This window comes from Streptomyces sp. NPDC051664, assembly GCF_044453545.1.
Classification (GTDB): Bacteria; Actinomycetota; Actinomycetes; order Streptomycetales; family Streptomycetaceae; genus Streptomyces.
In genome coordinates this window covers 117,787-138,615 of sequence record NZ_JBITCU010000003.1, presented here as the reverse complement: position 1 = coordinate 138,615, position 20,829 = coordinate 117,787, and the positions used below count along the sequence as shown (strand labels likewise).

Genomic DNA, 20,829 nt, shown 5'->3' with positions numbered 1-20,829 from the left:
CCCTCCCCAGAAGCACCTAGTTACCGAAGTGGGAGGAGAAGACACAGGAACGACGAGCAGGAACGGGCATCAGGAACAGCGGTGCGGACGGGGCGGTCCGCCCTCGTCCGCACCACGGGCCGTGCCTACGCCTCGCGGGCGCCCACGTACATCTCGTCGATGAGGCCCTTGTACTCGCGCTCGACGACCGGCCTCTTGAGCTTGAGGCTCGGCGTCAGCTCGCCGTGCTCGACATCGAGGTCGCGCGGCAGCAGCCGGAACTGCTTGATGGTCTGCCAGCGCTGCAGCCCGCCGTTGAGCCGCTTCACATAGCCGTCGATGAGCTCCACGGCCTTCGGGGACGCCACCACTTCGGCGTACGTCCTGCCTTCCAGGCCGTTCTCGGCGGCCCAGCCGAGGATGGTCGGCTCGTCGAGGGCGATCAGGGCGGTGCAGTAGTTACGGTCCGCGCCGTGCACCAGGATGTTGGAGACGAACGGGCACACCGCCTTGAACTGTCCCTCGACCTCCGCCGGAGCGACGTACTTGCCGCCCGACGTCTTGATCAGGTCCTTCTTGCGGTCGGTGATCCGCAGGTAGCCGTCCGCGGACAGCTCGCCGATGTCACCGCTGTGCAGCCAGCCGTCGGCCTCCAGCACCTCGGTGGTCTTCTCCGGCTGCCGGTGGTAGCCCTGCATGATGCCGGGGCCGCGCAGCATGATCTCGCCGTCGTCGGCGATCCGTACCTCGGTGCCGGGGAGCGGCTTGCCGACCGTGCCGGTGCGGTAGGCCTCGCCCGGGTTGACGAAGGAGGCGGCGCTGGACTCGGTGAGTCCGTAGCCCTCCAGGATGTGGATGCCGGCACCTGCGAAGAAGTAGCCGATGTCGGGGGCGAGCGCCGCGGAGCCGGAGACACAGGCGCGGAGCCGGCCACCGAAGGCCTCACGGATCTTGGCGAAGACGAGCGCGTCGGCGACCTTGTGCTTGGCGCCGAGGCCGAACGGGACGGAGGCCGTGCCGGTGCGCCGGAAGTTGTCCTGGGACACCTTCGCGTACTCGCGGGCGACCCCGGCCGCCCACTGGAAGATCTTGTACTTGGCGCCGCCACCGGCCCGCGCCTTGGACGCGACCCCGTTGTAGACCTTCTCGAAGATACGGGGCACGGCGGCCATGTACGTCGGCTGGACCACCGGCAGATTCTCGATGATCTTGTCGATCCGGCCGTCGACGGCGGTGACATGGCCGACCTCGATCTGGCCCGAGGTGAGGACCTTTCCGAAGACGTGCGCGAGCGGCAGCCAGAGATACTGGACGTCGTCCTTGGTGATCAGGCCGGTCGCCACGGTGGCCTTGGCCATGTACGACCAGTTGTCGTGCGGCAGCCGTACGCCCTTGGGGCGGCCGGTGGTGCCCGAGGTGTAGATCAGGGTGGCCAGCTGTTCGGCGGTGATCGCGTCGACCCGCTCCTTGACCGCACCCGGGTTCTTCGCCAGGAGCTCGGTGCCGCGGGCCTCCAGATCGGCCAGCGAGAGCACCCAGCCTTCGGGGTCGGCCGCGTCGGGCTCGACGCCATCCGGGTCGATGACGACGACGTGGGTGAGGTTCGGCAGGTCGGCGCGGCTCTCGCGGGCCTTGGCCAGCTGGCCGGCATCCTCGGCGATCAGCACCCGGCTCTCGGAGTCGGCGAGGATGAACGACGACTCCTCGGCGTTCGTCGACGGGTAGATCGTGGTGGTCGCGGCGCCGGCGCACATCACGCCGAGGTCGGCGAGGATCCACTCGACGCGGGTGGCGGAGGAGAGCGCGACCCGCTCCTCCGGCGCCACCCCCAGACCGATGAGCCCTGCGGCGATCGCGTACACGCGCTCCGCGGCCTGTGCCCAGCTCAGCGACTTCCATTCGTCGGCGCCCTGTCCGGTGGCCGAGGGGACCGGGTAGCGGTAGGCCTCCCCGTCCGGAGTGGCCGCAACGCGGTCGATGAAGAGGGTCGCCACGGAGGGCGGTCGGTTCTCGATCATGGTCTGTGTGTCGCTCACGACATCCTCCGGGCCTGCGGCAGTGCTTCACGACCGGTTGTTTGGTTGCTGCGTGCTGCTGCTTGTTCCTGCTTACGTGCGTCCGTCTGCGTGCTGATCCTGCGTGCGTGATTCCGCTTGTTTAACTCGCGAGTAACTACGAGCCGTGATCAGGGTAGAGCGCGCGCGTCCGCCGCGTAAGAGGCAATCGGACGCCGCTTCATAACAAACGGACCCCCACGCCGCAGGGTGCTGCGACGCAGGGGTCCGTTGGGGCTACCGCCGAGTAGGGGCAGCGTGGCTCAAGCCGGGACAGAAGCGGAAATCCGACGGGAACTACTTCTTGCCCTTGCTCTCCCCGCCCGACTCGTCGGTGGACAGCACGGCGATGAAGGCCTCCTGCGGCACCTCCACATTGCCGACCATCTTCATCCGCTTCTTGCCTTCCTTCTGCTTCTCCAGCAGCTTCCGCTTACGGGAGATGTCACCGCCGTAGCACTTGGCGAGAACGTCCTTGCGGATGGCGCGGACGGTCTCACGGGCGATGACCCGGGAGCCGATGGCCGCCTGGATCGGCACCTCGAAGTTCTGCCGCGGGATGAGCTCGCGCAGCTTGGCGACGAGCCGCACGCCGTACGCGTACGCCTTGTCCTTGTGCGTGACCGCGGAGAACGCGTCGACCTTGTCGCCGTGCAGCAGGATGTCGACCTTGACGAGCTGGGCGGACTGCTCGCCGGTGGGCTCGTAGTCGAGCGAGGCGTAGCCGCGGGTCTTGGACTTCAGCTGGTCGAAGAAGTCGAAGACGATCTCGGCGAGGGGCAGGGTGTACCGGATCTCGACCCGGTCCTCGGAGAGGTAGTCCATGCCGAGCAGGGTGCCGCGCCGGTTCTGGCAGAGCTCCATGATCGCGCCGATGAACTCGCTGGGGGCGAGGACAGTGGCACGTACGACCGGCTCGTGCACCTTGTCGATCTTGCCTTCGGGGAACTCGCTCGGGTTGGTGACGATGTGCTCGCTGCCGTCCTCCATCTCGACGCGGTAGACCACGTTGGGGGCGGTGGCGATGAGCTCCAGACCGAACTCGCGCTCCAGGCGCTCGCGGATCACGTCGAGGTGCAGCAGCCCCAGGAAGCCGACACGGAAGCCGAAGCCGAGGGCCGCGGAGGTCTCCGGCTCGTACACCAGGGCGGCGTCGTTGAGCTGGAGCTTGTCGAGGGCCTCGCGCAGGTCCGGGTAGTCGGAGCCGTCCAGCGGATACAGACCCGAGAACACCATCGGCTTGGGGTCCTTGTAACCGCCCAGCGCCTCGGTCGCACCCTTGCTCAGGGAGGTGATCGTGTCACCGACCTTGGACTGCCGGACGTCCTTCACACCGGTGATGATGTAGCCCACTTCGCCCACACCGAGGCCGTCGGCCGGGGTCATCTCCGGGGAGGAGACACCGATCTCCAGCAGCTCGTGGGTGGCGCCGGTGGACATCATCTTGATGCGCTCGCGCTTGTTGAGCTGACCGTCGACGACACGGACGTACGTGACGACGCCACGGTACGAGTCGTAGACCGAGTCGAAGATCATCGCGCGGGCCGGGGCATCGGCCTTGCCGATCGGCGCCGGGACGTCCTTGACCACCCGGTTCAGCAGGGCGTCCACGCCGACACCGGTCTTCGCGGAGACCTTGAGGACGTCCTCGGGCTGGCAGCCGATGAGGTTGGCCAGCTCCTCGGAGAACTTCTCGGGCTGCGCGGCCGGCAGGTCGATCTTGTTGAGCACCGGAACGATGGTGAGGTCGTTCTCCATCGCCAGGTAGAGGTTGGCCAGCGTCTGGGCCTCGATGCCCTGCGCGGCGTCGACCAGCAGGACCGTGCCCTCGCAGGCGGCGAGCGAGCGGGAGACCTCGTACGTGAAGTCCACGTGGCCCGGGGTGTCGATCATGTTGAGGATGTGGGTGCTGCCCTCGCCCTCGCCCATGGTGGGCGCCCACGGCAGACGGACCGCCTGGGACTTGATGGTGATGCCGCGCTCGCGCTCGATGTCCATCCGGTCGAGGTACTGAGCGCGCATCTGCCGCTGGTCGACCACGCCCGTCAGCTGGAGCATCCGGTCGGCAAGGGTCGACTTGCCGTGGTCGATGTGAGCGATGATGCAGAAATTGCGGATCAGCGCCGGGTCGGTACGGCTCGGCTCGGGCACGTTGGTAGGAGTCGCGGGCACGCAGGGTCCTGATTCTTGAGACGCCGAACGCCGTGTCTCGGGTCGATGTCGGGTCGGTCGGATCGATACGTAGCTTCCATCGTCCCACGGCTGCGGGGCAGAGACCGGTTTGGGCCGGTCGGAGCGCGGCTGGTACCGTGGACAGCTGTGCCTCGTGGCTCCTACGGGCGGCGGGGCGCACATCGAAGATCCAACGAACCTGAAAAGGCTCTTTCGTGGCGAACATCAAGTCCCAGATCAAGCGGAACAAGACGAACGAGAAGGCGCGCCTGCGCAACAAGGCCGTCAAGTCCTCGCTCAAGACCGCGATCCGCAAGGCCCGTGAGGCTGCCGCAGCGGGCGACGTCGAGAAGGCCACCACGGCCGTTCGCGACGCTTCGCGCGCACTCGACAAGGCTGTCTCGAAGGGCGTCATCCACAAGAACGCCGCCGCCAACAAGAAGTCGGCGCTGGCCTCCAAGGTTGCCGCCCTCCAGGGCTGAGCTTTCTGATGTAACTGCCGGAACGGACCAGCGGGCCCTCTCTCCCGCCCCTGCCCGGCCCCCGCGCCGCACACCGAACCTGCGTTCGCCACGCGGGTGCGGCGCACCAAGCAAAAACCGAGGCCCCGGCCCGCCACCCTCCCCAGGGCGACGAACCGGGGCCTTCGGCATACCCGCTCGCGCTCAGTCGGTCACGACCGGCACCCACCTCGCCGTCCCACGGGTCACCGGCCGCTCCGCGCCGCCCGCGCAACAGCAACGACGGCCTTCTCAAGGGCGTACTCGGGGTCGTCCCCGCCACCCTTCACCCCCGCGTCCGCATCCGCGACCGCCCGCAGCGCCACCGCCACCCCGTCCGGCGTCCACCCCCGCATCTGCTGCCGCACCCGGTCGATCTTCCACGGCGGCATCCCCAGCTCACGCGCAAGATCCGCAGGACGCCCCCCGCGTGCCGAGGACAGCTTGCCGATGGCCCGTACGCCCTGCGCGAGCGCACTGGTGATCAGCACGGGCGCCACCCCGGTCGACAGCGACCAGCGCAACGCCTCCAGCGCCTCCGCCGCCCGCCCCTCCACCGCCCGGTCGGCAACGGTGAAGCTGGACGCCTCCGCACGACCGGTGTAGTAGCGCCCGACCACCGCCTCGTCGATCGTGCCCTCGACATCCGCGACCAGCTGCGACACCGCACTCGCCAGCTCCCGCAGATCGCTGCCGATGGAGTCGACGAGCGCCTGGCAGGCCTCGGGGCTCGCGGAACGCCCCAGCGCCCGGAACTCCGCCCGAACGAACGACAGCCGCTCGGCGGGCTTGGTCGTCTTCGGGCAGGCGACCTCCCGCGCACCCGCCTTGCGCGCCGCGTCCAGCAGCGCCTTGCCCTTCGCGCCGCCCGCGTGGAGCAGCACGAGCGTGATCTCCTCGACCGGCGCACCGAGGTACGCCTTGACGTCCTTCACCGTGTCGGCGGAGAGATCCTGCGCATTGCGCACGATCACCACTTTGCGCTCGGCGAAGAGCGAAGGGCTCGTCAGCTCGGCAAGGGTGCCCGGCTGGAGCTGGTCGGAGGTGAGGTCGCGGACGTCCGTGTCGGCGTCGGACGCCCGGGCCGCCGCCACCACCTGCTGCACCGCACGGTCGAGGAGGAGGTCCTCCTGGCCCACGGCGAGCGTGAGAGGGGCGAGCGGATCGTCGGTGGGATTCCTTCTGGTGGCCATCGCCGTCCAGCATCCCACGCCCCGCTGACAGCACGGCTCGACCGCCCGTCCCCGCGCCCGTCGCCGTACCGGAGAATGGGCAGGTGAGCGATGTAAGACATGTACTGGTGCTGCCCGACCGCGATACGGCGGAGGAGGTGGCCGGAGAGCTCGCCGACCGTTTCGGTGTCGCCGAGGAGCCCCAGCTCGTACGCGACGCACTGGCCGGCGAGGACGACGCCGAGGACGCCCAGTGGCTGGTGGTCGTCGAGGACCCGGCCGGCCGGCTGGACTCCGCGGTGCTCGACGCGTTCGCGGCGGAGTACGAGGGATGGCTGGAAGCGCCTTAGCGGCGGCACCCCGCCCGCAGGCCTCCCCGGGCTCAGCTCTTGGGGACGATCTGGATGTCCATGTCGATGGCGATGCTGGGCCCGACGACGGCGATACCTCGGGCCAGCATGGTCTGCCAGGTCAGCGTGAAGTCCTCACGGTGCAGCTCGGTGGTGGCCCGGCACGCCGCCCGGGTCTCGCCCTCGAGGCCGTTGCCCAGGCCGAGGTACTGGGTGTCCAGCGTCACCGTACGGCTGACGCCGTGCAGGGTCAGCGCGCCGCTGACGCCCCAGCGGCTGCCGCCCCGGTGGACGAAACGGTCGCTGTAGAACTCGAGCGTCGGGTAGCGCCCGACGTCGAGGAAGTCGCTGGAGCGCAGATGGTCGTCGCGCATCTGGACGTTCGTGTCGATCGACGCGGCATCGATGATGACGTGCATGGCGGAGTCCTCCATGCGGTCGGCGATCCGTACCGCACCGGCGAACGTGTTGAACCGGCCGTGGATACGGGCCAGTCCGATGTGACGGGCGGTGAACCCGATCTGCGTGTGGTCCGGCTCGATCTCCCAGTCACCGGGGGCGGGCAGCTGCGGGGGTGCGGAGACCTGGAGCATCACGTCGCCGAGGCCTGCGTGGCCGCTCTCGCTGACAGTGGCCGAACCATGGAACGGAGTGAAGCCCTCCGCCGTGACGGCCAGTCGGTATTCGCCCGCCGGGACGGTGGCGAGGACGTTCCCGTACGGGTCCGTCTCGCCGCCGACGACCTTGCGGCCCGCGCTGTCCGTGACCACGAACTCGGCCCGCTGCACAGCCACGTTGACCGGATCGAGCACACGGCAGCTCAGCACTCCCGCAGTGCGCGGCACAACGAGTCCGGCGAGCGGGCTGCCGCCCGCCGCGTGCGTCGCCTTCTTGCTTCCCAGCCAACGGCCGAGCATCTTCAGTACCCCCGGGGGAGATTCACCATGGGGCCTGACGGCTGGACGTCGTTGTCGGAGCAGCGGCCCGCCGACGAGCATGCATTCGATCACCCTTGAGGCGTTCGAGGCAAACGGAGGGTCTGGACAGGGCTTGGGAGGAGGTGTTACCGAAGGTCCGAATTGAACGTTCCGCTTGTGTGCGTCAGCCGTTCGGTCCTTGGATGCCCGCCCTGCGAACCGTGGGCAGCCGGTCGAGCCGCAGCCCGAAGTGCTCACGGTAGGCGGCAAGCACCTCGGCGTCGGTGGTCAGCGGAACTTCATGTCGCTCGCCACCCACCGTCGTGATGAGGGTGCGCCCGCTGAGGGTGACCCTGCCCATGCCGGTGAGCCGGGAGCAGACCAGGGACCGGGTGAAGTGCGAATCGGGCGAGGAGCAGTGGTACCAGGCACCGGCCCGGAAGTCCGCAAGAGCCCGCGGCCGCGGATCGAGGCGGTACTGGGGCACCCCGTCACGCAGCACATCGAGATCCCCGGCCCCGGCACAGTCCGAGGCGTCGGGCGTCTCCCGGATCCGGTACGTACCCCGCGGGTCCTCCTGGTCCGTACGGTCGTCGAACGCGAGCGGAAAATGGGCGTGGTCACCGAAGCCGACATCGGCGAGCCAGGGTCCGGTGCCATCGTCGGTCTCGACGCGCAGCACGAGATGGTCGTACGGAATTCCGAGTTGTCCGCCGTCCCCGTAGACGCGGGCCTGGAGCAGAGTGACGCCGAAGCCGAGGGCCCGCAGCAGGGCCGCGAAGGCGCCGCACAGTTCGTAGCAGAAGCCACCCCGCCGGGCGCCCACCACCTTGTCCAGGAGCGCCTTCTCCTCCAGCACGATGTCTTCGCCGAGATGGATCGACAGATTCTCGAAGGGCACGGTCGTGAGGTGCCGCACCTGCAGATCGCGCAGGGCAGCTGCGTCGGTGCGCGCGGGACGGACGGCGCCGATGCGGTCCAGATAGGCGTCGACGGTCTGCGGCGATTGCGGGTCCATGGCCACAGTCTGTCCCGGTGCGCCGCCCTGCACCATGATCCGGTGGTCCTAGGACCACCGACCGAGGTGCACGGTTGCGCGCACTCGCTAGCGTACGGAGCATGACGAATGCGGAGCCGGCGCGCAGCCGGGAACAGCGCAAGCAGGATGTGCTCAACCGCCTGGAGAAGGACAACGACGCCTGGGTGGCGACCGCTTCGGCGGACGGCGTGCCGACGCTGGTGCCGCTGTCGTTCGTGTGGGACCGGGGGACGCTCCTGATGGCCACCCGGCGCACCAATCCGACCGCGCACAATGTGACTCCGACCGGGCAGGCCAGGATCAGCCTGGGCCACACCCGCGATGTGGTGCTCATCGACGCGACCGCCGAGGTCGTGGAGGGCGCGGAACTCTCCCCGGAATCGGGCGACGCCTTCGCGACGAAACTCGACTGGGACCTGCGTGGCCGCACGCCCTGGGTGTACCTCCGCTTCACGCCGTACGCCGTACGCCGTCAGAGCATGGCGGGAGGAGAACGAACTGACCGGGCGCGAGCTGATGGCCGACGGCAAGTGGCTGGTCTGAGGCAGGTGCGGTCGTCCTGACAGCAGTCATGAGCGTCCGACCGCCCGCAGCCCCGGCCCGGAACCCGTCACCGCGATCGCGCCGTCCAGGTCCGTGCGCAGCACCACAGCTCCCCCGGCCCTGAGCGCCTCGACGGTACGGGCCGCCGGGTGCCCGTACGGGTTGTCCTTGCCCACGCTCACCAGCGCGAGTCGCGGGTGAGCACCGCGCAGCAACGCGGGGTCCTGGTGGGCGGAGCCGTGATGGGCCACCTTGAGGACGTCCACCCGCGGCAGCGCCGGGTACTGGCGCAACAACCCCTGCTGGGCGGGTGGTTCGAGATCTCCGAGGAGCAGCAAGGTCAGTCCGCCGGTCCGGACGAACAGCGTGACACTGGCGTCGTTCGGCTCCTCCGGTTCAGGGGCTGCTGCGACACCGCCGACGGGCCACAGGACCCGCCAGTCGAGCGGACCGATGCGGCGCCGCTCCCCCGGGGCCGCCCGCATCAGAGGGACCCGTGCAGCGGCGGCCGTTCCGCGTACGAACGCGGCCTGGTCCGGCGGTTCGTCCAGGCTCGTCGTCTGGATCGCGCCCACCGCTCTGCCCCGCAACACGCCGGGCAGGCCCCGGACATGGTCCGCGTGGAAATGCGTGAGCAGCAGCAGTGGCACCCGGGTGACGCCCAGGTCGTGCAGGCATCGGTCGGCGAGCCGGGGATCGGGCCCCGTGTCGATGACCACGCCTTCGCCGGCCCCCGCCGCCAGCACCATGGCATCCCCCTGGCCCACGTCGCACATCGCGAACACCCAGTCCGGCGGTGGCCATCCCGTCAGCACCCTGGTCAGCGGCACCGGTCGCAGCACCGCGAGGATCAGCAGCAGCGCCGCGGCCGAACACACCCAGGGGTGGCGCGCGATGCGGCGGGCGGACAGCACCGCGAGCGCCGTGAGGACAGCAAGGAGCAAGGCTCCCTGCCAGCCGTCGGGCCAGTCGACCTCCGCCCCGGGGAGGGCCGCTCCGGTGCGGGCCACGGAGGCGATCCACCCGGCCGGCCACCCCGCGATCCTGGCGAGCAGCTGGGCCACCGGCATGGCCACCGGCGCCAGGGCGAGCGCGGCGAACCCGAGGACGGTGGCCGGCGCCACCGCGAACTCGGCCAGCAGATTGCACGGAATCGCCACCAGGCTGACCCTCGAGGCGAGCACCACGACAACCGGCGCGCACACCGCCTGCGCCGCGGCAGCGGCACCCAGCGCCTCCGCCAGCCGGGGCGGCACCCGGCGCCGCCGCAGCGCGGCACTCCATAGCGGCGCGACGGTGAGCAGTGCCCCGGTGGCCAGGACGGAGAGCACGAAGCCATAACTACGGGCCAGCCACGGGTCGTACAGCACGAGAAGCAGAACGGCGGCCGCCAGTGCGGGAATCAGCGATCGGCGGCGCCCCGTGCCGATGGCCAGCAGCGTGATCAGGCCGCAGGCGGCGGCCCGCAGCACACTCGGCTCCGGCCGGCAGACAAGGACGAAGGCGAGAGTGAGTCCCCCGCCGAGCAGCGCGGTCATCCGCAGCGACAGACCCAACCGAGGTGCCAGACCACGGCGTTCGACCTGAAGCGCGGTGCCGGGTGGCCCGATGAGCAGCACGAGCAGAATCGCCAGATTGGCGCCGGAGACCGCCATCAGGTGCGTGAGATCCGCTGTCTGGAACACATCGTGCAGTTCGGGGGTGACCCGTGAGGTGTCACCGACGACCAGCCCCGGCAACAGCGCACGCGCATCGGGCTCCAGCCCCTCGGTCGCCGTGCGCAGCCCGGTGCGCAGAGCACCCGCCACGCGCTGGAGAAGGGTGGGAGGCCCGATGACGCGGGGCGGGCCGTTGCCGTCCGGCCGCAGGACGGCGGCGTTGCGCTCCCCGCTGTGCAGAGGCGGCGAGAGGCGGCCGCTCAGGCGCAGCCGCGTGGAGGGCAGCAGCCGCTGCCACTGCGCCGCCGAATGGTCGGGGGACACGATCACCAGCACCGGGACACGGAGCCGGGTGACGGCACCGTCGGGCGCCGTCAGCCGGGTGATCTCGGCGTCCAGAAGAAAGGCGACCGGGGTGCTGTGGTCACCGCGGACCTGGGTCCGGGTCTGCCGTGCGTCGGACGTGACGGTCACCTCCGCCTCGACTTTCGCGAAGCGCTGCGCGAGACCGTGAACCGGCTGCTGCCGCAGGTACGCGCTGTGCAGCCCGGCGGCCGTCGCCCCGGCCGCCGCGCACAGCAGAGCGGCGGCGGCCGCGGTGGCGTGCAGTCGCCGCCTGCGTACGGCGCTCCGCCCGCCGTCCCGAGCGTCCCCCTCGCCGGTCTGCCGGGCGCTCGTGGCCCGGGCCGCCGATGCCCGTGACACCCCCAGGAGCACCAGGCCTGCGACAAGACAGACCACTGTCCCCACGGCCGTCCAGCGCCCCGGCGCCCCCACAGCGAGGGCCGCGGCTGCCCAGGTCGCCAGCGCAGGCGGGACGAGCCGCAGATCGACCGGGCCCTCCTGCCGCGGGTCCGAGACACCCAGCCGCCGGCCCGACACCGTATGGACGTCCTGATGGGTGTCCGGGTGGACATCCGGACGGCCTTCCGGTCGCGGGTCCTCCGGGCGGCTCATGGCTGCACCATCGGTTGGAGGTCGGCGAACCGGCGGTCGCCGATCCCATTGACCTCACGGAGTTCACCTACGGACCGGAAGCCGCCGTGCTGCGTGCGGTAGTCGACGATGTGCTGGGCGAGAACGGGGCCGACCCCGGGCAGGGTGTCCAGCTGTTCCACCGTCGCGCTGTTGAGGCTGACCGGCCCGGTCGTGGGGCCCGCACCGGCGCCCGCTGCGACCCCTCCCGCGGCAGCTCCTGCTGTGGCGCCGAAGGCCTGCGGTCCGGGTGGCGCGCCCACCACGACCTGCTCCCCGTCCATGAGCACCCGCGCCCGGTTGAGCCCGGTGAGATCAACGCCGGTCCGGACTCCGCCCGCCGCCCGCAGCGCGTCGGCGACCCGCGCACCGGACGGTAAGGGGTAGATGCCCGGCCGGCGCACCTTGCCGCTCACATCGACGACGATCCGTCCGCCCGGTCCGCCGGTGGGCGGCGGTCCGGGTGACGGATCGGGGGTGCCGGCCCGATCCACGCCCCGATCCATGCGCGGGTCCGATTCCGGGGCATGCGCGCCCTCGCTGACCGGATCGGGGGCGCGGACGGACCCCGGGCGTGCGGACCAGAAGTGGACGACGGCGAAGACCACGGCAGCGACCAGGACGACGGCGAGCGCGGCGAGGGTTCTCGGCTCCAGACCGCACCTGGGCTGCAACCACATCGGGAGCCGCTCCCGCACCGCCGGAACCAGCCGCTCCCACCGCCCTGGCGCGGCCGGAGCCGTCGTCACGGCCCGTGCGTTCTCCTCTGCCGGAGCCGGCTGCGGTACCGGAGGCGGCGCAAGGCCCACTACCGGCTGGGCGACGCGCCCCCCGTACGCACCGGCCATGAGTGCGTCCGCGCGATGCCGCGAAGCCGCCGCGACCCCGTCGGCACGCCCACGTGACAACCGTCGTAGCCCGGGTCCGGGTCCGGGTCCGGGTCCGGAGCCGGACCCAGGACCGTGTCCGGGGCCCGTACCGGACCCGCGCCGGGCGCGCACGTCCGACGCCGCAGCGCGGCCTGGTCCATTTCCACTGGTTGCACGGTGTGCTCGATGTGCACGATCTGATCGGGGAGCCATGCCTCACGACGCTAGGCACATTCGCCCGAACCCGCCGAGGAGGCTCAATTCCGGTGGAAAACCGACCGGTTGTGGATAACTCCCTCACCCTCACGAGGGCAATCAGCGAGGCGAAACCACTGCTCCGAGCAGACCGGGACCGGTGTGCGCGCCGATCACCGCGCCGACCTCGCTGACATGCAGATCGACGAGCCCCGGAACACGCACGCGCAACCTCTCGGCCAGCCGCTCGGCCCGCTCGGACGCCGCCAGGTGGTGCACGGCGATGTCCACCCGGCCGGTGCCCGCCCGCTCGGCGACGATCTCCTCCAGCCGCGCGATCGCCTTCGAGGCCGTCCGCACCTTCTCCAGCAGCTCGATCCGGCCACCGTCCAACTGGAGCAGGGGCTTCACCGCGAGCGCCGACCCCAGCAGGGCCTGGGCCGCGCCGATGCGTCCCCCGCGGCGCAGATAGTCCAGCGTGTCGACGTAGAAGTAGGCGGAGGTGCCCGCGGCCCGCTTCTCGGCGGCCACGACCGCCTCGTCCAGGCTGCCGCCCGCCTCCACCGCCTCGGCCGCAGCCAGGGCGCAGAACCCCAGGGCCATGGCGACCATGCCGGTGTCCACCACGCGTACCGGCACCGGAGCATCCTTCGCGGCGAGCAGCGCGGCGTCATACGTGCCCGAGAATTCGGCCGAGAGGTGCAGCGAGACGATGCCGACGGCGCCGGCTTCGGCCGCAGCCCGGTACGCGGCGGCGAAGACCTCGGGACTGGGCCGGGATGTCGTCACGGGGCGCCGCTTCTGGAGCGCCAGCGCGAGGGAGCGGGCCGAGATCTCGGTGCCCTCCTCCAACGCCTGATCGCCGAGTACAACGGTCAGCGGCACTGCGGTGATGCCATGCCGCTCCATCGCCTGGGGCGGCAGGTAGGCCGTGGAATCGGTGACGATCGCGACATGGCGGGACATGAGCGGGAGGTTACCTGCCGGGGCGCTGTCTCGGCAGTCCGACCCCGACCGAGTGATCACTTCCGATCGCTTCGAACCGCATCCTGCCACGACCGATCACATCGGTTCGAGCCCGGGCCTTCGGCCCGCCCGCACTGCTCAATTGGTCGTCTCGGGCCGCACGGCCTTCTGCCAGGGGTAACCGGTCTGCGCCCTGGGGTCCCGAGTCGTGAGCGCCTCCGGACCGTCCTCGCCGGCCTGCGCACCCCGCGCCCGGTCGCCCCCACGCCCACCTTCACCGCCGGCACCGGCACCGGCACCGGCCGAAGGCTCCTCCACCGTCCAGTGCCGCAGCGCCCCCGCCTCCACATCGATCTGCGTGTTCAGCGCCGCCAGATCGTCGTCGGCGAACTGCCGCGCCCGGTCGCGTGCGGCCCACCGCAGCGACTCCGCCGAGTGCGTGATCCGCTCCGTGCGCTGCTTCAGGCCCGGCAGCAGCGACGCGACCGTCGCCCGGTCGGGCTCGCGCTCCAGCCTCTTCAGCTCGTCGTCGAGCTCCCGTCCGTGCACGCTGAGTCGCTGGAACAGTCCCAGCGACTCCGACAGCGAGGTGTCCTCGGCGACGCCCGCCTGCAACGCCTCCTGGGTGGCCCGCATCGACGTCCGCAGCGAGAGCCGTAGCTGTGCCAGCTCTCCGGCCACTCCCACCTGGCCGAAGCTCTTCGCCCGCAGCGTGGTCTCCTCGACCGTGCGGCGCGCCTGCGTGATCGTGCGGTCCACGCCACGCTTCGCCGCGCCGATGACCTTGACGCTCACATAGATGCCCAGGGCCATGAACGCGACGAAGAGCAGCCCCAAAATCAGGATCACGGCTTCCATGACGCCCCTTGGATGTCGATTCGGCTGCCGACCACCGGCCCCTCCACCGTAAACGGAACGGGCAGGCCGAGGGTTCCTTCGGAACCCCCAACCTGCCCGTAAGGGAAAGCCCTCACACCGTCGTGAGCCGATCGGCGGCTAGCCGGAGACCGTCACGCAGGAACGATGTTGACCAGCTTCGGCGCCCGCACGATCACCTTGCGGATCCCGGCCCCGTCCAGCGCCGTGACCACTGCCGGGTCGGCCAGGGCCAGCGCCTCCAGCTCCTCGTCCGTGATCGACGGAGAGATCTCCAGCCGTGCCTTGACCTTGCCCTTGACCTGCACCACGCAGGTCACGGTCTCGTCCACGACATACGCCGGGTCGGCGACCGGGAAGTCCTGGTGCACGACGGAATCGGTGTAGCCCAGCCGGCGCCACAGCTCCTCGGCGATGTGCGGCGCCAGCGGCGCGACCAGCAGCACCAGCCGCTCGGCGACGGACCGCGACAGCGGGCCGCCCACCTTGGTCAGGTGGTTGTTCAGCTCGGTGACCTTGGCGATGGCGGTGTTGAAGCGCATCCCGGCCATGTCCTGGCCGACGCCGTCGATGGCCTTGTGCAGCGCGCGCAGCGTGTCCTCGCCGGGCTCGGTGTCCACGACGGTGACCTCACCGGTCTCCTCGTCGACGACGTTGCGCCACAGCCGCTGCAGCAGCCGGTACTGACCCACGACGGCACGGGTGTCCCACGGCCGCGACACGTCCAGGGGGCCCATCGCCATCTCGTACAGACGCAGCGTGTCCGCCCCGTACTCGGCGCAGATCTCGTCGGGCGTGACCGCGTTCTTCAGGGACTTGCCCATCTTGCCCAGGACGCGGCTGACCTTCTCGCCCTGGTGGTAGAACGCGCCGTCGCGCTCCTCGACCTCGACCGCCGGAACGGCGATGCCGCGGCTGTCCCGGTAGACGAACGCCTGGATCATGCCCTGGTTGTACAGCTTGTGGAACGGCTCAGCCGAGGAGATGTACCCCAGGTCGTGCAGGACCTTGGACCAGAACCGTGCGTACAGCAGGTGCAGTACGGCGTGTTCGGCGCCGCCCACGTACAGGTCGACGCCACCGGTCGGCCGGCCCTCGCGCGGACCCATCCAGTACTGCTCGATCGCCGGGTCGACCAGCTGCCGGTCGTTGTTCGGGTCCAGGTAGCGCAGCTCGTACCAGCAGGAACCTGCCCAGTTGGGCATGGTGTTGGTCTCGCGGCGGTACTTCTTCGGGCCGTCGCCCAGGTCCAGCGTGACGTTGACCCAGTCGGCGTTCCGCGACAGCGGGGTCTCGGGCTGGGTGTCGGCGTCGTCCGGATCGAAGGTGCGCGGCGAGTAGTCGTCGACCTCCGGCAGCTCCAGCGGCAGCATCGACTCGGGCAGCGAGTGGGCGATGCCGTCCTCGTCGTACACGATCGGGAAGGGCTCGCCCCAGTAGCGCTGACGGCTGAACAGCCAGTCGCGCAGCCGGAAGTTGACGGTTCCCTCGCCCAGGCCCTTCGCCTGCAGCCATGCGGTGATCTTCGCCTTGGCCTCGACGACACCCAGGCCGTCCAGCGAGATCTCGTCGCTCGCGGAGTTGACCAGCTTCGCTTCGTACGAGGCGAATGCGTCGTCCCAGGTGGAGGGGTCCGTGCCACGGTCGTCCGACGGCTCGACGACACAGCGCATCGGCAGCTCGAAGGCGCGCGCGAAGGCGAAGTCGCGCGCGTCGTGCGCCGGGACGGCCATGATCGCGCCGGTGCCGTAGCCCATCAGGACGTAGTCGGCGATGAAGACGGGCACCTTTTCGCCGCTGACCGGGTTGGTCGCGTACGCGCCGGTGAAGACGCCGGTCTTGTCCTTGGCCTCGGCCTGCCGCTCCACGTCGGACTTGGCGGCGGCCTGCTTGCGGTAGGCGGTGACGGCCTCGGCCGGGGACGCGTGTCCGCCGGTCCACACCGGGTGGGTGCCCTCGGGCCAGGCGGCCGGAATGATCCGCTCCACCAGGTCGTGCTCGGGCGCCAGAACCATGTAGGTGGCGCCGAACAGGGTGTCCTGGCGGGTGGTGAAGACGGTGATGTCCCCCGCGCCGTCGACCGGGAAGTCGACACGCGCCCCTTCGGAACGCCCGATCCAGTTGCGCTGCTGCAGCTTGATCGCCTCGGGCCAGTCCAGCCCGTCCAGGTCGTTCAGCAGCCGGTCGGCGTAGGCGGTGATGCGCATGTTCCACTGGCGCAGCTTGGCCTTGAAGACGGGGAAGTTGCCGCGCTCGGAACGGCCGTCGGCCGTCACCTCTTCGTTGGCCAGTACGGTGCCCAGCCCCGGCGACCAGTTGACGGGCGCGTCGGAGGCGTACGCCAGGCGGTACTGACCCAGGACCTCGGCGCGCTCGACGGCGCTCAGGGTGCTCCAGTCACGGCCGTCCGGGGTCGGGCGCTCACCGTTCTCGAACTGCGCGACCAGGTCGGCGATCGGCCGGGCCCGGTCCGCCTCGGTGTCGTACCAGGAGTTGAAGATCTGCAGGAAGATCCACTGGGTCCACTTGTAGTAGTCCGCCTCGATCGTCGCGAACGAGCGGCGCTTGTCGTGGCCCAGTCCCAGCCGGCGCAGCTGGGACTTCATGTTCTCCATGTTGGCCTCGGTGGAGGCGCGCGGGTGCGTACCCGTCTGTACGGCGTACTGCTCCGCCGGCAGACCGAAGGCGTCGAAGCCCAGGGTGTGCAGCACGTTGTGCCCGGTCATGCGCTGGTGACGGGCGAAGACATCGGTGGCGATGTAGCCCAGCGGGTGACCGACGTGCAGGCCCGCACCGGAGGGGTACGGGAACATGTCCATGATGAACTTCTTCGGCTTGGCGGCCAGTTCCGGATTGTCCGCCAGATCACCGGTCGGGTTCGGCGCCTCGTACGTGCCGTGGGCGTCCCAGAAGTCCTGCCAGCGTGCCTCGATGTCGGCGGCCATTGCCGCCGTATAGCGGTGCGGCGCAGCCGTCTCGGCTGCGGAATTCGTCTCGCTCATGATCCTCAAAGCTCCATCGATCGTCATCTGCCAGCGCTTACGGAAACGAAAAAGCCCCTCGCACAGGAGGGGACGCCGCGCCGATTCCAACCAGGCATTCACACCGGTCGGGACTGATCAGCGCGGCTCGCTAAGCAGAAGGCGTACGGCACGCATGGCGTCAGGGTACCGCACAGGCCCGGAGCGCAGCCGGACACGGCCGCTCCGTGGACAACGACGGACGGCAGGGCACCCAGAAAGCCCGAGGAAGGCCCCGGGAGGAGCCCCAGGAAGCGACAGCGGATCGTCCGGAAGACCCCTGCCGGGCCTCCGTGAGGCAGCGGCGGAACGTCCGGGAAGCGGGGGTTACTCCGCGTACCGCCCTCTACTGGGGCAACCGCTCAAACCCCGTACTGGCCGGTATGGAGCGACTTAGCATGCCGCAACGGGACCGCTTTGCCGAACAATTCGGAGTTGCCCCAATGAACCCTCATCGCAAGATCCGCTCATCCCCCACCTTGAGCGCCGGACCGAACCGCTCGGTACAGGGCGGGCTCACCGTCGCCGTGCTGGTTCTCATCCCTCTGCTCGCCGTCGCAGGGAGCGACGACTTGCGCGCCGCACTCGATTTCACCACCGGTGTGCTGTCACTGGTCTCGCTCACCGCAGCGGTGGCCTGGGGCCTTATCGCCACGGACCGGCTGTTCCTGTCCTCACGGCAGCGCCTGCTCGGCCAGGGCATCCACCGGGCCGCTGCCGCCGCCTCGCTCGGCTTCCTGCTCCTGCATGTCACCGTGAAGGTCGCGCTCGGGCATGTGGCGCTGCTCGGCGCCCTCATACCCTTCGGCCTCGGCATGCGTGGCACCGCCGGGCTGATCGGCTTCGGCTCGCTGGCCGGGCTGCTGATGGTCGTCGCCGCCGCAACCGGCGCGCTGCGCAGCGCCTTCGCCACCCCGGGCCGCATAGCGGGCCGCTGGCGCGCGCTGCACGCACTGTCCTATCCGGCCTGGTGTGCGGCGCTGATCCACGGTCTGTACGCGGGCAGGCCGCCCGCGACCTGGGTCGTCGTGATGTACAGCCTCTGTCTGGTCGCTGTGGCCGCCGCCCTGTGCCTGCGGCTGCTGCCGCCGCCGACGAAACGCCGGATCATCGGACTGATCGCCGCTCTGATCAAGCCGGACGCCCTCCTCTCCGAACCGGATCCGGCTCTCCGCGAGGCCCCGCTGCCCGGCGCGGAGCGCGTACTTCCGCTCGGGCGGGAGGACCTGGGGCGGGAGGACCTGGGCCGGGAACGCGCCTACGGCGGGCTCGGCCGGGACGAGCCGGGTCGCGACGAGCTCGGGCGGGAGCTGCGAGGCACCCCGCTGCCGTCGTCTTTCGACCGCCCGCGCACGCCACTCTCCGCACCCGCCCCACCGCTGTACGAGGCCCCGTACGAGACTTCGTACGAGGCTCCGCCCCGCTACTCCGACCGTCTGGCCACGAGCCCCGGCACCGGACCCGTCGGGGGCACCGGACCCACCCGTACAGGCCCCGACCCCGGAATCTCCGCCGCCTATCGTGCCGTCTCGCGGGCCGCCGAGAACGCGGTCCCGGTCCCCGGGCCCGGCCCCCAGCAACCGGCCGGCCGTTGGCCCGCTCCCTCACCCGCACCACCGGCCCAGGCACAGACCCAGACGTTCCGTCCCCCGTACGAGCCCGCTCAGGAGCACCCGTACGACCCGTACGCAACCGATGTGCCGACCGGCCCGCTGCCCGCCGTCGACGAGACCGCACCGCAGCCGGGGCCGTTCTATCCGCCCCCTGCCGGAGAACCCTGGCAGGCACCCGCAGGAGACCGACCGTGAACCTCCCCCTCCCCGACGTGCCCGAAGTCCGTGTCGTCGGCCTACCTCAGCTGACCACCGGGTTCGACCTGGTGGAGCGGCTCGACCTCGCCATGCATCTGAAGGTGCACGGACCGCTCGAACCGATGACCGGAGAGCGCCTGGCCGAACTGGCCGAAACCATCTCGCTGCGTGGCCGCGGCGGTGCGGGCTTCCCCTTCGGGAAGAAGCTGCGGGCCGTCGCCAAGGCATCCATCCGGCGCGGGGTACGCCCCGTCGTCGTGATCAACGGCAGCGAGGGCGAGCCGGCCTGCCGCAAGGACACCGTCCTGCTGAACCGTGCACCGCACCTGATCCTGGACGGTGCCCTGCTGGCGGCGGAGGCGCTCGGCGCCCGCACGCTGATCGTCGCGGTCACCCGTAACTCCACGGAGATCTCCATACGCGACGCTCTCGCCGAGCGTGGCCTGTCCGACCGGCGCGGACAGCAGCTGCGCGCCCGGGTGGTGCGCACCCCCGAGCGGATGGTCTCCGGCGAGGCATCCGCGGTCATCAGGGCGGCGGGCGGTGGCCCCGCGCTGCCGCCGGGCCGTCGCGAGCGGGCGGCCGAGTCGGGTGTCGGCGGGGCGCCGACCCTGCTGTCGAACGCCGAGACATACGCGCAGCTCGCCGTCGCCGCCCGGATCGGCGCCCGCCGCTACGGGCACACCGGACTGCCCGACGAGCCCGGCACGGTGCTGCTCACCCTCTCCGGTGCCGTCTCGCGCCCGATGGTCATCGAGGTGCCCACCGGCGTGCCCCTGCGGTACGTACTCCAGCTCGCCGGCGCGCCGCCGCTGCCCCAGGGCGTGCTGACCGGCGGCTACCACGGCAACTGGATCGACGCGATGGCCACGCACGACGCCGTCGTCTCCCGGGCTTCCCTGGCGGCGGCGGGCGGCGCGCTGGGCGCGGGCGCGATCCTGCCGATCGGGCCCGAGACCTGCCCGCTCGGCGAGTCGCTGCGGATCGCGAACTGGCTGGCCGCCGAGACCGCGGGCCAGTGCGGCCCCTGCAAACTGGGGCTGCCGGCCGCGGCCGGCGGACTGTCCGACTTGCTGAACGGCGGCGGTCCCGCAGCCCTGGAGGCGCTGCGCGAGGTGACGCAGGCGGTGAAGGGCCGGGGAGCCTGCAAACATCCGGACGGCTCAGCCCGCTTCCTGACCTCGACCCTGTCCGCGTTCACGGACGATCTGGCCGCACACGTCCTGGACGGCGGCTGCGGCCGGGAGACGGTCGGGGTCCTGCCCCTGCCCGCGCCCGGCTACCAGGACCTGGAGGAGTCCATTCCGAGCGGCGAGAAGCTGGCGGTGGACTGGACGCTCTGCAAGGGCCACGGGCTCTGCGCGGACATCGTCCCGGAGCTGATCAGGCTGGGCCCCGACGGCTATCCCGCGCTCGCGGACGCCGCGGTTCCGGTACATCTGCGGGGGCGTGCGCAGCGCGCTGTGCGCCGGTGCCCCGCGCTGGCACTCCGTGTCGAGCAGGCACCGGCGGAACGTCCCGCGCTGCCGCCGGGAGCCGCCCGCAAGGCTCTTGGCAGCGGCCGTAGTTGACCTGCGCAAACAAGCCCTGCACAGACAGGAAGCGGGGGGGGGGGGGGGGGGGGGGGGGGGGGGGGGGTGGGTGGTTTGGGGGGGGGGGGGTGTTAGTAAATAAAGAAAAACACAGAAAACAAGGGGAACAAACCAAAAACCAAAAAAAAACACCCCGAGAGA

General features: G+C 70.6%; 14 protein-coding genes and 1 pseudogene. 5 read left to right on the top strand and 10 right to left on the bottom strand.

Going from position 1 to position 20,829, the window contains the following annotated elements:
- Nucleotides 1-125: 125 nt before the first annotated feature.
- Together ACIA8E_RS06715 and lepA are read right to left on the bottom strand one after the other, a co-directional pair.
- The gene (locus ACIA8E_RS06715) at nucleotides 126-2,015 is read right to left on the bottom strand and encodes an AMP-dependent synthetase/ligase (RefSeq protein WP_399295258.1); all 1,890 of its coding nucleotides are present in this window, start codon (nucleotides 2,013-2,015) and stop codon (nucleotides 126-128) included.
- Nucleotides 2,016-2,330: 315 nt separating this feature from the next.
- Nucleotides 2,331-4,205, bottom strand: coding sequence for a translation elongation factor 4 (lepA, locus tag ACIA8E_RS06710; protein WP_399295256.1), 1,875 nt, complete (start codon nucleotides 4,203-4,205; stop codon nucleotides 2,331-2,333).
- A gap of 215 nt (nucleotides 4,206-4,420) precedes the next feature.
- On the opposite strand from lepA, the gene rpsT reads away from it, so the two are divergent.
- Nucleotides 4,421-4,687 (top strand): 30S ribosomal protein S20, encoded by a 267-nt coding sequence (gene rpsT, locus ACIA8E_RS06705; protein ID WP_030921110.1) that lies wholly within the window; start codon nucleotides 4,421-4,423, stop codon nucleotides 4,685-4,687.
- Nucleotides 4,688-4,911: 224 nt separating this feature from the next.
- Here the strand turns inward: rpsT and holA are convergent, their stop codons facing one another.
- Nucleotides 4,912-5,898 carry a DNA polymerase III subunit delta gene (holA, locus tag ACIA8E_RS06700; RefSeq protein WP_399295254.1) on the bottom strand — a complete coding sequence of 329 codons (987 nt, stop codon included), beginning with the start codon at nucleotides 5,896-5,898 and terminating at the stop codon, nucleotides 4,912-4,914.
- 83 nt (nucleotides 5,899-5,981) lie between these two features.
- Between holA and ACIA8E_RS06695 the strand changes: the two genes are divergently transcribed.
- Nucleotides 5,982-6,227, top strand: coding sequence for a hypothetical protein (locus ACIA8E_RS06695; protein WP_030970176.1), 246 nt, complete (start codon nucleotides 5,982-5,984; stop codon nucleotides 6,225-6,227).
- A gap of 32 nt (nucleotides 6,228-6,259) precedes the next feature.
- Here ACIA8E_RS06695 and ACIA8E_RS06690 read toward each other — a convergent pair whose 3' ends face one another.
- Nucleotides 6,260-7,144: a YceI family protein gene (locus ACIA8E_RS06690; RefSeq protein WP_399295252.1), complete on the bottom strand. Its 885-nt coding sequence runs from the start codon at nucleotides 7,142-7,144 to the stop codon at nucleotides 6,260-6,262.
- 184 nt (nucleotides 7,145-7,328) lie between these two features.
- A complete protein-coding gene (locus tag ACIA8E_RS06685) occupies nucleotides 7,329-8,162 on the bottom strand; it encodes an arylamine N-acetyltransferase (protein WP_399295250.1) in 834 nt (277 codons plus the stop codon).
- A gap of 101 nt (nucleotides 8,163-8,263) precedes the next feature.
- On the opposite strand from ACIA8E_RS06685, the pseudogene ACIA8E_RS06680 reads away from it, so the two are divergent.
- Nucleotides 8,264-8,726, top strand: a pseudogene (locus ACIA8E_RS06680) (pyridoxamine 5'-phosphate oxidase family protein).
- A gap of 26 nt (nucleotides 8,727-8,752) precedes the next feature.
- On the opposite strand, the gene ACIA8E_RS06675 reads toward ACIA8E_RS06680, so the two are convergent.
- The 5 genes from ACIA8E_RS06675 to leuS all read right to left on the bottom strand — a co-directional run bounded on the left by ACIA8E_RS06675 (nucleotide 8,753) and on the right by leuS (nucleotide 17,267).
- Nucleotides 8,753-11,341, bottom strand: coding sequence for a ComEC/Rec2 family competence protein (locus tag ACIA8E_RS06675; RefSeq protein WP_399295248.1), 2,589 nt, complete (start codon nucleotides 11,339-11,341; stop codon nucleotides 8,753-8,755).
- The gene (locus ACIA8E_RS06670) at nucleotides 11,338-12,108 is read right to left on the bottom strand and encodes a helix-hairpin-helix domain-containing protein (protein WP_399295246.1); all 771 of its coding nucleotides are present in this window, start codon (nucleotides 12,106-12,108) and stop codon (nucleotides 11,338-11,340) included. The genes ACIA8E_RS06675 and ACIA8E_RS06670 overlap by 4 nt, the downstream gene beginning before the upstream one ends.
- 435 nt (nucleotides 12,109-12,543) lie before the next feature.
- Entirely contained in the window at nucleotides 12,544-13,389 is an 846-nt protein-coding gene (locus ACIA8E_RS06665) for a DegV family protein (protein WP_030921134.1), read from the bottom strand.
- Nucleotides 13,390-13,527: 138 nt separating this feature from the next.
- A complete protein-coding gene (locus ACIA8E_RS06660) occupies nucleotides 13,528-14,247 on the bottom strand; it encodes a hypothetical protein (RefSeq protein ID WP_399295243.1) in 720 nt (239 codons plus the stop codon).
- 152 nt (nucleotides 14,248-14,399) lie between these two features.
- Nucleotides 14,400-17,267, bottom strand: coding sequence for a leucine--tRNA ligase (gene leuS / locus ACIA8E_RS06655; protein ID WP_399295241.1), 2,868 nt, complete (start codon nucleotides 17,265-17,267; stop codon nucleotides 14,400-14,402).
- A 461-nt stretch (nucleotides 17,268-17,728) separates the two neighbouring features.
- Here leuS and ACIA8E_RS06650 point away from each other — a divergent pair, with 461 nt between their 5' ends.
- Both ACIA8E_RS06650 and ACIA8E_RS06645 read left to right on the top strand, forming a co-directional pair.
- Complete coding sequence (locus tag ACIA8E_RS06650) at nucleotides 17,729-19,093, top strand: hypothetical protein (protein WP_399295239.1); 1,365 nt, start codon at nucleotides 17,729-17,731, stop codon at nucleotides 19,091-19,093.
- Entirely contained in the window at nucleotides 19,090-20,667 is a 1,578-nt protein-coding gene (locus tag ACIA8E_RS06645; protein WP_399295237.1) for an NADH-ubiquinone oxidoreductase-F iron-sulfur binding region domain-containing protein, read from the top strand. The genes ACIA8E_RS06650 and ACIA8E_RS06645 overlap by 4 nt, the downstream gene beginning before the upstream one ends.
- Nucleotides 20,668-20,829: the final 162 nt, after the last annotated feature.